Origin of the sequence: Amaricoccus sp., from assembly GCF_017993425.1 — a bacterium.
Taxonomy (GTDB): domain Bacteria; phylum Pseudomonadota; class Alphaproteobacteria; order Rhodobacterales; family Rhodobacteraceae; genus Amaricoccus.
This window is the reverse complement of record NZ_JAGOMQ010000070.1, coordinates 1-11,694: the sequence shown is the minus strand read 5'-3', so window position 1 is coordinate 11,694 and position 11,694 is coordinate 1. Positions and strand designations below refer to the sequence as shown.

General features: G+C 71.4%; 9 protein-coding genes, 1 tRNA gene and 1 pseudogene. 4 read left to right on the top strand and 7 right to left on the bottom strand.

Translation table 11 applies throughout. The features are described from left to right. Positions 1-692: pseudogene (locus KBB57_RS19375) on the top strand (hypothetical protein); the annotation flags it as partial. A gap of 67 nt (positions 693-759) precedes the next feature. On the opposite strand, the gene KBB57_RS19370 reads toward KBB57_RS19375, so the two are convergent. From KBB57_RS19370 to KBB57_RS19355, 4 genes are all read right to left on the bottom strand, one after another. Continuing rightward, positions 760-993 (bottom strand): acyl carrier protein, encoded by a 234-nt coding sequence (locus tag KBB57_RS19370; RefSeq protein ID WP_290753863.1) that lies wholly within the window; start codon positions 991-993, stop codon positions 760-762. Between the two features lie 457 nt (positions 994-1,450). Then, the gene (gene fabG, locus KBB57_RS19365) at positions 1,451-2,188 is read right to left on the bottom strand and encodes a 3-oxoacyl-[acyl-carrier-protein] reductase (RefSeq protein WP_290753862.1); all 738 of its coding nucleotides are present in this window, start codon (positions 2,186-2,188) and stop codon (positions 1,451-1,453) included. A 3-nt stretch (positions 2,189-2,191) separates the two neighbouring features. Further along, positions 2,192-3,127, bottom strand: a complete 936-nt coding sequence (gene fabD / locus KBB57_RS19360) for an ACP S-malonyltransferase (protein WP_290753859.1) — start codon at positions 3,125-3,127, stop codon at positions 2,192-2,194. Between the two features lie 180 nt (positions 3,128-3,307). Continuing rightward, positions 3,308-3,688: an HNH endonuclease gene (locus tag KBB57_RS19355; RefSeq protein ID WP_290753856.1), complete on the bottom strand. Its 381-nt coding sequence runs from the start codon at positions 3,686-3,688 to the stop codon at positions 3,308-3,310. A 192-nt stretch (positions 3,689-3,880) separates the two neighbouring features. On the opposite strand from KBB57_RS19355, the gene KBB57_RS19350 reads away from it, so the two are divergent. Continuing rightward, positions 3,881-6,058, top strand: coding sequence for a malate synthase G (locus tag KBB57_RS19350; RefSeq protein ID WP_290753854.1), 2,178 nt, complete (start codon positions 3,881-3,883; stop codon positions 6,056-6,058). Between the two features lie 684 nt (positions 6,059-6,742). Here KBB57_RS19350 and KBB57_RS19345 read toward each other — a convergent pair. Then, positions 6,743-7,420, bottom strand: a complete 678-nt coding sequence (locus KBB57_RS19345; RefSeq protein ID WP_290753852.1) for a hypothetical protein — start codon at positions 7,418-7,420, stop codon at positions 6,743-6,745. Between the two features lie 527 nt (positions 7,421-7,947). Next, on the bottom strand, positions 7,948-8,259 hold the full coding sequence (locus KBB57_RS19340) for an ETC complex I subunit (protein ID WP_290753850.1): 312 nt from the start codon (positions 8,257-8,259) through the stop codon (positions 7,948-7,950). A 331-nt stretch (positions 8,260-8,590) separates the two neighbouring features. On the opposite strand from KBB57_RS19340, the gene uvrB reads away from it, so the two are divergent. After that, positions 8,591-10,765 carry an excinuclease ABC subunit UvrB gene (uvrB, locus tag KBB57_RS19335; protein WP_290753848.1) on the top strand — a complete coding sequence of 725 codons (2,175 nt, stop codon included), beginning with the start codon at positions 8,591-8,593 and terminating at the stop codon, positions 10,763-10,765. A 264-nt stretch (positions 10,766-11,029) separates the two neighbouring features. Here the strand turns inward: uvrB and KBB57_RS19330 are convergent. After that, positions 11,030-11,105 (bottom strand) — tRNA-Thr (locus KBB57_RS19330). A 135-nt stretch (positions 11,106-11,240) separates the two neighbouring features. Here KBB57_RS19330 and KBB57_RS19325 point away from each other — a divergent pair. Next, positions 11,241-11,694: ISAs1 family transposase (locus KBB57_RS19325; protein ID WP_290753845.1), on the top strand; the 454-nt coding region annotated here is incomplete at its 3' end.

Sequence of the window (11,694 nt, the reverse complement as noted above, 5' to 3'; positions counted from 1 at the left end):
CGCGGCGGGGGCTGTGCTCGCACTACCTGCGCGATCTCGCGCCGGGGGCGGAGCTGCGCGTCGCGGTCAAGGCGGCGCCGCGGCGGCTGCCCGACGGCTTCGCCGGGCCGCTGTCGCTGGTCGGCGCCGGGACCGGGCTCGCGCCGCTCTACGGCATCCTCCAGGACCGCGTCGCCCGTGGGATATCGGCGCGTCCGGAGGCGCCGGCGGCGCTCTACGCCGGGTTCCGCGGCGAGGACGAGTTCCTGCAGCGCGCCGAGCTGACGCGCTGGCGGGCCGAGGGGTTCCTCTCCCGCCTCTCGGTGGCGTTCTCGCGCAAGGGGCCGGCGAAGGCCTACGTTCAGGACGCGATCGACGGCGACGGCGCGACCGCCTGGGACGTGCTGCGCCGGCCGGACGCGCACCTGATCATCTGCGGCGACGCCAAGATGGCGCAGGACGTCGAGGAGCGGCTCCTGCAGATCGTGCAGCGCGAGGGCCGGCTCGGCTATCCCGGCGCGCTGGCGCTCGTGCAGGAGATGAAGCGGCAGGGCCGCTACATCGAGGACGTCTGGGGGGTGCAGCTCAACCGCGACGTGGCGCTGCCCGAGGTGGTGCGGGCGAAGTACGACCAGGGCGCGGGGTGGCTCGCGCGCCTCGGCCGCGCCTTCGTCGGCCGCCGCGCCGAGGGGGGCTCGATCGAGCGCCTGTAGCGGCGTCCGAAACGACGGCGGCGTCCGGGAGACCGGACGCCGCCGCGGACCGCCCCTCGGGGACGGATCAGGAATTCGCCTCGATGAACTTCACCGCGTCGCCGTAGGTCTGGATCGTCTCGGCGGCGTCGTCCGGAATCTCGATCCCGAACTCCTCCTCGAAGGCCATGACGAGCTCGACCGTGTCGAGGCTGTCGGCGCCGAGGTCGTCGATGAACGAGGCATTTTCCGTGACCTTGGCCTCGTCGACGCTGAGGTGCTCGACCACGATCTTTTTGACCCGTTCTGCGATATCGCTCATCTCTTCTTCTTCCTCGCTGTGCCGGGCCTCTCCGAGCGCCCGTCCTCGTTGTTGTCGGGCCGTCCCGCCGCCTCTTCGCGCCGAAACGTCCGAACGTCGCGGCGGGTTCCCGGCGCCCGAGCCCCGGACAACTCGTCGGGCCTATAGCATAACGAAAGCGCACGGCAAACGTTAATGCAAGCCTCCCGAGGGCCTGGACCCGCCAACGGCGCAGAAAATTTTCTCTTTTGCCTCCATAACGTTCAGGGGCTTTATTAAGGCGCTTCCGGCGAGGCTTGCGGGAAGCCTGCGCCGGGCGGAGGCGCTCGCGGAGCGGGTCGGGCGGGCCGCGCCGAATCCTCCGGCGGGGCGGGGCCGGAGCGGTCGCGGAAGGGCGGCCACGGAGGCCGAGGGCTTCCGGCAAGATCCCGATCCCACCGGGATTTCAGCATGTTGTCGCACGGGGCCAATGGCCGGCTCAGATCATCGCCATGCCGCCGTTGACGTGCAGGGTCTGGCCGGTGACGTAGGCGGCCTCGGCCGACGCGAGATAGACGACCGCGGCGGCGATCTCGTCGGAGGCGCCCATGCGGCCGGCCGGGATGCCGGCGAGGAGCCTGGCCTTCTGGTCGTCGGTGAGCGCGTCGGTCATCGCGGTGGCGATGAAGCCGGGGGCGACGCAGTTCACGGTGACGCCGCGGCTCGCGACCTCGGCGGCGAGGCTCTTCGAGAGGCCGATGAGCCCGGCCTTGGCGGCGGCGTAGTTGGCCTGGCCGGGGTTGCCGGTCACGCCGACGATCGAGGCGACCGAGACGATGCGGCCCCAGCGCGCCTTCATCATGCCGCGGAGCGCGCCGCGGGCGAGGCGCATGGCGCTCGTGAGGTTGACGTCGAGCACCGCCTGCCAGTCGGCGTCGGACATGCGCATCAGCAGCTGGTCCCGGGTGATGCCGGCGTTGTTGACGAGGATGTCGAGCGAGCCGAGGGCCTCGGTCGCCTGCTTGGGCAGGGCGTCGACGGCGGCGGGGTCGGAGAGGTCGCAAGGCGTGACGTGGGCGCGCTCGCCGAGCTCGGCCGCGAGCGCCTCGAGGGGCGCGAGGCGGGTGCCGGAGAGGGCGACGGAGGCCCCTTGTGCGTGGAGCGCGCGGGCGACGGCGCCGCCGATGCCGCCGGAGGCGCCGGTCACCAGCGCGCCCTTGCCTGTCAGGTCGAACATGGCTCAGCCCTCCCCGGCCAGCGCGACGACGTCGGCGGGAGCGCCGACCGCGCGGGTGTCGATATCCTTCGCGATGCGGCGGACCATGCCGGAGAGCGCCTTGCCGGCGCCGAGCTCGACGGTCTGGTCGACGCCCGCGGCCGCCATCCATGCGACGCTCTCGCGCCAGCGCACCCGGCCGGTGACCTGCTCGACGAGCAGGCCGCGGATCTCCTCGGGGTCGTCGACGCCGCGGGCGAGCACGTTCGCCACCACGGGGACGGAGGGCCTCGCGATGCGGACCTCCTTCAGCGCCTCGGCCATCGCCGTGGCGGCGGGGGCCATCAGGGCGCAGTGGAAGGGAGCGCTGACGGGGAGGAGGAGGGCGCGCTTCGCGCCGCGGGCCTTGGCGATCCCGACGGCGCGCTCGACGGCGGCGCGGTCGCCGCTGACCACCACCTGGGCGGGGTCGTTGTCGTTCGCCGCCTCGCAGACCTGGCCCTGCGCCGCCTCGGCGGCGACCGCCTCGGCGGCGGCGACGTCGAGGCCGAGGAGCGCGGCCATCGCGCCCTCGCCGACCGGGACCGCGGCCTGCATGACCTGCCCGCGCAGGCGGAGCAGGCGGGCGGCGTCGGCGAGGCCGAGGGCGCCGGCGGCGCAGAGGGCGGAGTATTCGCCGAGCGAGTGCCCGGCGACGAAGGCGGCGGTGCCGATGCCCTGGCCCTCGGCCTCGAGCGCGCGGAGCGCGGCGATCGAGGTGACCATCAGCGCCGGCTGGGCGTTCTCGGTCAGGGTGAGCTCGGCGAGGTCGCCCTCCCAGATCAGCCGGGAGAGCGGCGCGTGCAGCGCGGCGTCGACCTCCTCGAAGGCCGCCCGCGCGGCCGGATAGGCCTCCGCCAGCTCGCGGCCCATGCCGATCGCCTGCGCCCCCTGGCCGGGAAAGAGGAATGCCCGCGACACGTCGCCCCCCGCTTGGTTGTCTTGGGGGATTTTCCTAGCCCCACCGCTCCGCGCCGTCCAGCGCCGCGCCGCCCGGCGTGGCTTTGGCGGCTCGGGCCGGGGGGGAGGCGGCCGGAGAAATGTCGCACAGTGCGAAATCGACAAGTGTCGGATGTAAACAGAAATAAAAGGCAGGTGATATTATTGCGCGCCGGCGTGGCCGCTCACTGGAGGTGCGGTTCCGACCGGCCCCGGTCCTCGGAGCGGCAGCCATTTTCCGGCGGCGATGCGATCGCGCACTCGGGCCCGGTACGCTTCGGGGGAGAGCGGGGCCTTGGCGCGGTGGCGGGTCCGATTGCAGTAGAGGCAGGCGGCGACGATGTTGCGGACCGTGTTCCGGCCGCCCTCGCAGCGGGGTTTCAGGTGCTCGGCCGTGCAGCGAAGCTGCGGGATGGCAGCGGGGGCGACGCCAAAGACCCAGCCGAAGGCTTCGGGGTCCTTCTCCCACATGGCGCGGCCGCAGTAGAAGCAGCGCCCGTGCTGTTGGGCCATCTTCCGCTTTCGCATCGTCTTGATCGTCAAATGTGCTCACCGTGACCGGCGGATCCCGTCCCGGCAGAGTGATCCTACCGGGCAAGTGTGGCAACGGCGGCGAGCGCAGGCGGTTAATCCGCGCGGCCGCGCGGCTTCGGCTTGACCGGAGCGGGCGGGCCGCCGAGGGTGGCGTCCCGAAAACCGGGCGCCCTGCGGCCCGGAGCAACCGGAGGGGGAATCATGAGCGCCGCACCTGCACCGACCGACGGGCGCGTCGACCGCAGCGGCCTGCGCGTGGCCGAGGAGCTCGCGGCCTTCGTCGAGGCGGAGGCGATCCCCGGGACGGGGGTGACGCCGGAGGCGTTCTGGGAGGGGCTCTCGGCCATCGTCCACGAGCTCGGGCCGAAGAACCGGGCGCTGCTCGCCCGTCGCGACGAGCTGCAGGCGGCGATCGACGCCTGGCATCTCAAGCGGCGCAACCAGGCGCATGACGGCGAGGCCTACAAGGCCTTCCTCGCCGAGATCGGCTACATGCTGCCGGAGGGGCCGGCGTTCCGGATCGAGACGGCGAACGTCGATCCCGAGATCGCCACGGTGGCCGGCCCGCAGCTGGTGGTGCCGATCACCAACGCCCGCTTCGCGCTCAACGCGGCGAACGCGCGGTGGGGGAGCCTCTACGACTGCCTCTACGGCACCGACGCGATGGGGAGCCTGCCGCCGGCGGGCGGCTACGAGCGCGGGCGGGGCGCGCGGGTGGTGGCGCGGGCGCGGGTGTTCCTCGACGAGGCCTTCCCGATCGCGGGGACCAGCCACGCCGACGCGCGGCGCTATCACGTCCGCGACGGGGCGCTGCTGGTCGATGACCTGCCGCTGGTGCAGCCGGAGAAGTTCGTCGGCTGGCGCGGCGACCCGCGGGCGCCGCAGGCGGTGCTGCTGCGCAACAACGGGCTCCATGTCGAGCTGGTCTTCGACCGCGCCCACATGATCGGGTCGCGCGACCAGGCCGGGCTCGCCGACGTGCGGCTGGAAAGCGCGGTCTCGGCGATCATGGATTGCGAGGATTCGGTCGCCTGCGTCGACGCCGCCGACAAGGTGACGGCCTATCGCAACTGGCTCGGGCTGATGAAGGGCGATCTCGAGGACAGCTTCGAGAAGGGCGGGCGCAAGGTGACCCGCAGCCTCAGCCCCGATCTCGCCTTCACCGCCCCGGACGGGAGCGAGCACGTCGTCAAGGGCCGGGCGCTGATGCTGGTGCGCAACGTCGGCCAGCTGATGACCAACCCGGCGATCCTCGACCGCGACGGCGCCGAGGTCCCCGAGGGGCTGATGGACGCGATGGTGACGGCGCTGATCGCCATGCACGACCTGAAGAAGACCGACGGTCCGCGCAACTCGGTCAAGGGCTCGGTCTACGTGGTCAAGCCGAAGATGCACGGGCCGGACGAGGTCGCCTTCGCCGACGAGACCTTCACGCGGGTGGAGGCGGCGCTGGGGCTGCCGCAGGACACGGTGAAGCTCGGGGTGATGGACGAGGAGCGGCGGACGTCCGTCAACCTCAAGGAATGCATCCGGGCGGCGAAGCGGCGGCTCGTCTTCATCAACACCGGCTTCCTCGACCGGACGGGGGACGAGATCCACACCTCGATGGAGGCGGGGCCGTTCAGCCGCAAGGACTTCATCAAGCGCAAGGGCTGGATCACCGCCTACGAGAACCAGAACGTCGATCTCGGGCTGGAATGCGGGCTGTCGGGCAAGGCGCAGATCGGCAAGGGGATGTGGGCGATCCCCGACAAGATGGCGGCGATGCTGGAGACGAAGATCGAGCATCCGAAGGCGGGGGCGAACTGCGCCTGGGTGCCGAGCCCGACGGCGGCGACGCTGCATGCGCTGCATTATCACAAGGTCGACGTCTTTGCCGTGCAGGCGGCGTTGGCGAAGGGCGGGCGGCGGGCCTATGTCGACGCGCTCCTCGAGATCCCGGTGGCGGTCTACCGGAAGTGGACGCCGGAGCAGATCCGGCGCGAGGTGGAGAACAACGCCCAGGGCATCCTCGGGTATGTGGTGCGCTGGATCGACCAGGGGGTGGGTTGCTCCAAGGTGCCGGACATCAACGACGTCGGCCTGATGGAGGACCGCGCCACCTGCCGGATCTCGGCCCAGCACATCGCCAACTGGCTGCACCACGGGGTGGTGTCGGAGGCGGAGGTGGGGACGATCCTGCGGCGGATGGCCGAGGTGGTGGACCGGCAGAACGCCGGCGATCCGGGCTACCGGCCGATGGCGCCCGGGTTCGACGGGATCGCCTTCCGGGCGGCGTCGGACCTCGTGCTGGAGGGGCGGGTGCAGCCCTCGGGGTATACGGAGCCGATCCTCCACGCCCGCCGTCGGGAGTTCAAGGCGGCGCATCCTGCGGGGTGAGGCCGGGGCGGCTCGGGGGGTGTTCACGCGTGAAAATTAGCTAAGTGCTTGATTTTTCGTGGGCGGGCTTTTGTGAGGGCGCCGCCACGCTGCACGACGGTGGAGAGGAAGCCCGGCCGGAAGCAGGCCGCGATGGTGACGCCAGACGGATTTGACCCGTGGCAAATCCGTCCGCGATCGCCCCTGCGGGGGGCGAGCGCGATTCCGCGCGCGACGGGGCGCTCACGGACGGATTGCGCGCGACGGGGAAATCTGGACCCCCCACGGCTTCCGCGCGCAACCGCGCTCCAGCCGTCGGCGCGGCGAAAGCCGGGCTTTCGCCTGTCGCGCCGGGCCTCGCGGGCAAGCCCGCTTCGGTCGCTCGGCGCGCGCGCCCCGTGGATCCGGCAGAGGAGACAGGTGTCGTGTAGTGTGGCGCGCTGCACGGCGCCCGGGGCCGTGCGCCCTCATGGCCAATCGCCCGCGATGCTGTCGGGCGATCCCGGGCGGATGCGAACGGGCGATGTCTTGACCAATGTTTGTTTGCGCGCGAATGCGCATGTCGTCCTGCGGGCGCCGTCGCGGACCCGGCGAAGCCGCTGCTGGAGCGGAGTCCGTCCGTATTGAGCCGGGCCGTCCGCTCCGGAGTCTCGAATTTGCGCAATGTCCTGATCACCGGACGATTCCGTCCGGTTGGGCATTGCTCTAGAAGGTGATCCAGAGCGCCAGCCCGACGGCGGTCGAGCGGTCGTCGGAGAGCTCCTGCGTCAGGCTCGGGACCAGCCAAGTCTCGCCGCGCAGGCGGTAGCCGAGCGAGGGCGAGATCTTCCAGTACGTGCCGTCGTCGTCGGCGTAGCGGCTGGCCGAGAGCATCGCCATCCGGCCCTCGGCGGGACGGAGCCCGACGAGGCCGTAGAGGTCGGTGATCGGGCGGCTGGTGTCGCGGCCGTAGATCAGCCGCGCCGTCGCGGTCGCCCAGCCGCCGCCCCAGCGGCTGTCGAAGCCGCGTCCCCAGGAGAGCGACAGCTCGCCCCGGGTGGAGGTCATGGCGCCCATGACGTCGGGCGGCGTGGAGACCCCGAAGCCGATCGCATAGCGGTTGACGGCGTCAGGCCCGGAGAGGGCGAACTGCACGCCGGTCCCGAAGCGCCGCGGGGTCCAGGGGTCGTCGGCGTTGTCGAACTGGGCGATGAGGGTGATCCGCCGGGTCAGGCCGTACTCGCCGTAGACGGAGGCGTTGGTCTGCGGTCCGCCGTCGCTGGTCTCGACCTCGCCGCGGAAGGAGAGGAAGACCTCGCCCGGCGCCCGCGGCCACGCGCCCGCCGCGGCCGGGCCGGCCAGGACGAGGAGGACGGCGGCGAGGGCGGGGACGCGCGCGCGCATTCCCGAGCGATGCGGGGTCGAGGTTAACCGGGGGTTAGCGCGGGCCGGGGGCCGGCCGGGTCAGGGCGGCGCCGGGGGGTCTGCCGGGCGTCCGAGTCTGTCGAGGCGCGTCCGGATCGGCGCGGCATTGGGGAGCTTCATCGGCCTTTGGTCGGATGTCCCGCGCACGCCCCGCGTGCGCCCGGCCCATATCCCCCGGACCGGAAAAGCGAACGTCCAGTGGACGTTCGCCCGGTCCGTCGGACTTCGCCGAAGCGAAGTCCGAGAGGGGTCCAGACGTCCCGGACCTTGCAATCGCGCCGCGCCTGCCTGGGCTGGCGCGCCCAAAGCGCGCCTGCCTGGGGGCAGGCAGGCGCGGCGCGATTTGTCACTCGCCAAATCGCGCGGAGAAATCTGCGAGGGCGCCGCGCTGACCAAGACCCGAACGGATCAAGCGGATCTTGTATCAGGCGTTCTTGCCTGCGGAGGAACGTCCGCGACAGGGCGACGCCCCGGCCGCCCGCCAGGACCGGTGCGCCACCAAGGCTTCAATGCGTCCAGGCCTGCCGGCGCTGGAAGGCGAAGTTGTCGCCGTAGCCGTTGACGCGCAGGACGTGGCGGCGGCGGGTGGGCTCGAATATGCGGAAGGCGATGCCGTGCTGCTCGGCGTAGGCGATGGCCGCGTCGCGGGTCTCGAAGCTGAGGCGGAGCTGGCGGGTGGGGTCGGCGGTGCCGGTCCATCCCATCAGGGGGTCGAGCACCTTGCCGGTCTCCGGCACGAACTCGAGCACCCAGTCCTGGGTCTTTGCCTGACCCGATTGCATCGCGCTGCGCGAGGGCTGATATATCTTGGCGAACATGCCGATCTCCCGACTTCCCCGGCACTATCGCCAATGCTGCGGCGCCGTTCAAGCGGGGATCGCCCCCTGGCGGGGGCAATGCGAGCAGCGGGTCGTCGGGCGAGTGCGAGGGAGCGAGGGGTGGGGTGGGTGTACGCACCCGACCGACGACCACTGTGCTGCTTGCGAATTTAACTTAACACGTCGGGATCTCCACACGCAATGGTTTAGTCACTAAAATGCACGCTAACGGCGAACTTCCGCTCATGACCCGATCCGGGCCCGCGCGCGGCGACCGGCTTGACGCCGGCGGCCGCCGTCCCACCTCCTGTCGGCCGTCCGCGAGGAAACCATGACGCAGAGCCCGGAGCCGCGCGAGACCAGCCGGCAAACCAGCCGAGACAAGCTCGAGGGCGGGCGCCGCTTCGTGCTCCGCTCGGATTTTGCACCGGCCGGCGACCAGCCCACCGCGATCGAGGAGCTCGTTGCAGGGGTGGACTCGGGCGAGCGGAACCAGGTCCTGCTCGGCGCCACCGGGACGGGAAAGACCTTCACGATGGCGAAGATCATCGAGGCGACCCAGCGCCCCGCGATCATCCTCGCCCCCAACAAGACGCTGGCGGCACAACTTTACGGAGAGTTCCGCGGATTTTTCCCCGATAACTCGGTCGAGTATTTCGTGTCGTATTACGACTATTACCAGCCCGAGGCCTACGTGCCGCGGACGGACACGTTCATCGAGAAGGAGAGCCAGATCAACGAGCAGATCGACCGGATGCGCCATGCGGCCACCCGGGCGCTGCTCGAGCGCGACGACGTGATCATCGTCGCCTCGGTCTCCTGCATCTACGGCATCGGCTCGGTCGAGACCTACGGGGCGATGACGCAGGACCTGATCGCGGGGCGACCCTACGACCAGCGCAAGGTCATCGCCGGGCTGGTGGAGCAGCAGTATCGCCGCGCCGACGCCGCCTTCCAGCGCGGGGCGTTCCGGGTGCGCGGCGATTCGCTGGAGATCTGGCCGGCGCATCTGGAGGACCGGGCCTGGCGGCTGAGCTTCTTCGGCGAGGAGCTCGAATCGATCGCGGAGTTCGACCCGCTGACCGGGGCGCGCACGGACGCGCTCGACCGGGTGCGGGTCTACGCCAACTCGCATTACGTGACGCCGCGGCCGACGCTGGCGCAGGCGGTGAAGGCGATTCGCGAGGAGCTGCGGGTGCGGCTCGACCAGCTGACGGGGGAGGGGAAGCTCCTCGAGGCGCAGCGGCTGGAGCAGCGCACCCGCTTCGACCTGGAGATGCTGGAGGCGACGGGCTCCTGCGCGGGGATCGAGAACTACTCGCGCTACCTCACGGGGCGGAAGCCCGGCGAGCCGCCGCCGACGCTCTTCGAGTACATCCCCGACAACGCCATCGTCTTCGCCGACGAGAGCCACGTCAGCGTGCCGCAGATCGGCGGCATGTACCGGGGCGACTACCGGCGCAAGTTCACGCTGGCGGAGCACGGGTTCCGGCTGCCCTCGTGCATGGACAACCGGCCGCTCAAGTTCGAGGAATGGGACGCGATGCGGCCGCAGTCGGTGTTCGTGAGCGCGACGCCAGCCGCCTGGGAGATCGACCAGGCCGGGGGCGTCTTCACCGAGCAGGTGATCCGGCCGACCGGGCTGATCGACCCGCCGGTGGAGATCCGGCCCGTGTCGATGCAGGTCGACGACCTCCTCGACGAGGTGCGCAAGGTGGCGGCGGCGGGGAACCGGGCGCTGGTCACGGTGCTGACCAAGCGCATGGCGGAGGACCTGACGGAGTACCTGCACGAGCAGGGGATCCGGGTGCGCTACATGCATTCCGACATCGACACGCTGGAGCGGATCGAGATCCTGCGCGACCTGCGGCTCGGGGCCTTCGACGTGCTGGTGGGGATCAACCTGCTGCGTGAGGGGCTCGACATCCCGGAATGCGCGCTGGTGGCGATCCTCGACGCCGACAAGGAGGGGTTCCTGCGCTCGGAGACCTCGCTGATCCAGACGATCGGCCGCGCGGCGCGCAACGCCGAGGGGCGGGTCATCATGTACGCGGACGGGATCACCGGCTCGATGGAGCGGGCGATGGCGGAGACCGGCCGCCGCCGCGAGAAGCAGGCGGCCTACAACCTCGCGCACGGGATCACCCCGGAGACGGTGCGCAAGAACGTCTCGGACGTGCTGGAGGGGCTGTGGCAGGGCGACACCGACCAGTCGCGGATCACCGCGAAGGTCGAGAAGCCGCTCGTCGGCGGCAACCTCGCCGCGCATCTCGACGGGCTGAGGAAGGCGATGCTCAAGGCCGCGGAGAACCTGGAGTTCGAGGAGGCCGCCCGGCTCCGCGACGAGGTCAAGCGGCTGGAGGCGGTCGATCTCGCGGTCCACGACGACCCGCTGGCGCGGCAGTCGGCGATCGAGGCGGAGGTAGACGCCGCGGCGCCGCGCTCGAAGGCGGGCAGGGGGGGCACGCGCGCCTATCGGGGCAAGAGCCAGAAGCGGATGCGGTGAGGCGGGCGCCGGGCGGCCGTCCGTCGCCCCGATCCGCGCGGCCGGCCCGGAGGGGCGGTTGCTCGCGCTGCGGAATGCCGGCCTCCTGCGGGCGGCGATCGCGCCCCTTTGCCGCCAGCCCTGCTGCTCCTCGCCGGCCGGCCGTGGCGCTGCCGCTGGCGGCGGCGGGGACGCCGCCCTGCATCGCCAGGGCGACGATCGACGCCGGGGCGCGGGTCGTCGGATCGACCGCTGACGCGGCGGGAGGGCGCAGGGTCTCGGGAATGGTGCCGCTGAAGGGACTCGAACCCCCGACCCACGCATTACGAATGCGTTGCTCTACCAGCTGAGCTACAGCGGCGACGGGGTCGCATTACCAGCCGTCCGGGCGCCCGTCCAGTCCCGTCGGTCGCAATCCAGGGTTCCGAACTCATGTGACAGGTGACAGGCGGGGATTTCTCTGAATCGATGCGGCGGCCCTGAATCGGAGCCGCGCATGATCCTCGCCGAGAGCCTGCCTCGGAAGTCGCGCCTGGCGGCGCTGCTCGACCACTTCGCCGACGTCGATGACCCGCGCGACGTGCGGCGCATCCTGCATCCGCTGCCCGAGGTGCTGCTGCTCGTCGTCTGCGGCGCCATCGCCGACTGCGACGACTACGAGGACATCGCTGCTTGGGGGGCGGCGCATCTCGACTTCCTCCGCCGGCGCCTGCCCTACGCGAACGGCGTCCCCGGCGAGCGCTGGCTCACCATCCTGATGAACCGCATCGACCCGGGCCTCTTCGCCGCCGCCTTCGCCGGCTGGGTCCGAGAGAGCTGGCCGGAGAAGGCCGGCCTCGTCGCCATCGACGGCAAGACCTCGCGCCGCAGCCACGACCGCAGCGCGGGCGCGGCGCCCCTGCATCTCGTCTCGGCCTTCGCCACCACCGCCCGCCTGGTGCTGGCCGCGG

Excerpts from the sequence above, each read along its gene's own strand:
- KBB57_RS19370 (WP_290753863.1), bottom strand. The coding sequence starts at position 993 with ATGAGCGATATCGCAGAACGGGTCAAAAAGATCGTGGTCGAGCACCTC.
- fabG (WP_290753862.1), bottom strand. The coding sequence starts at position 2,188 with ATGTTCGACCTGACAGGCAAGGGCGCGCTGGTGACCGGCGCCTCCGGC.
- KBB57_RS19350 (WP_290753854.1), top strand. The coding sequence starts at position 3,881 with ATGAGCGCCGCACCTGCACCGACCGACGGGCGCGTCGACCGCAGCGGC.
- KBB57_RS19345 (WP_290753852.1), bottom strand. The coding sequence starts at position 7,420 with ATGCGCGCGCGCGTCCCCGCCCTCGCCGCCGTCCTCCTCGTCCTGGCC.
- KBB57_RS19340 (WP_290753850.1), bottom strand. The coding sequence starts at position 8,259 with ATGTTCGCCAAGATATATCAGCCCTCGCGCAGCGCGATGCAATCGGGT.
- uvrB (WP_290753848.1), top strand. The coding sequence starts at position 8,591 with ATGACGCAGAGCCCGGAGCCGCGCGAGACCAGCCGGCAAACCAGCCGA.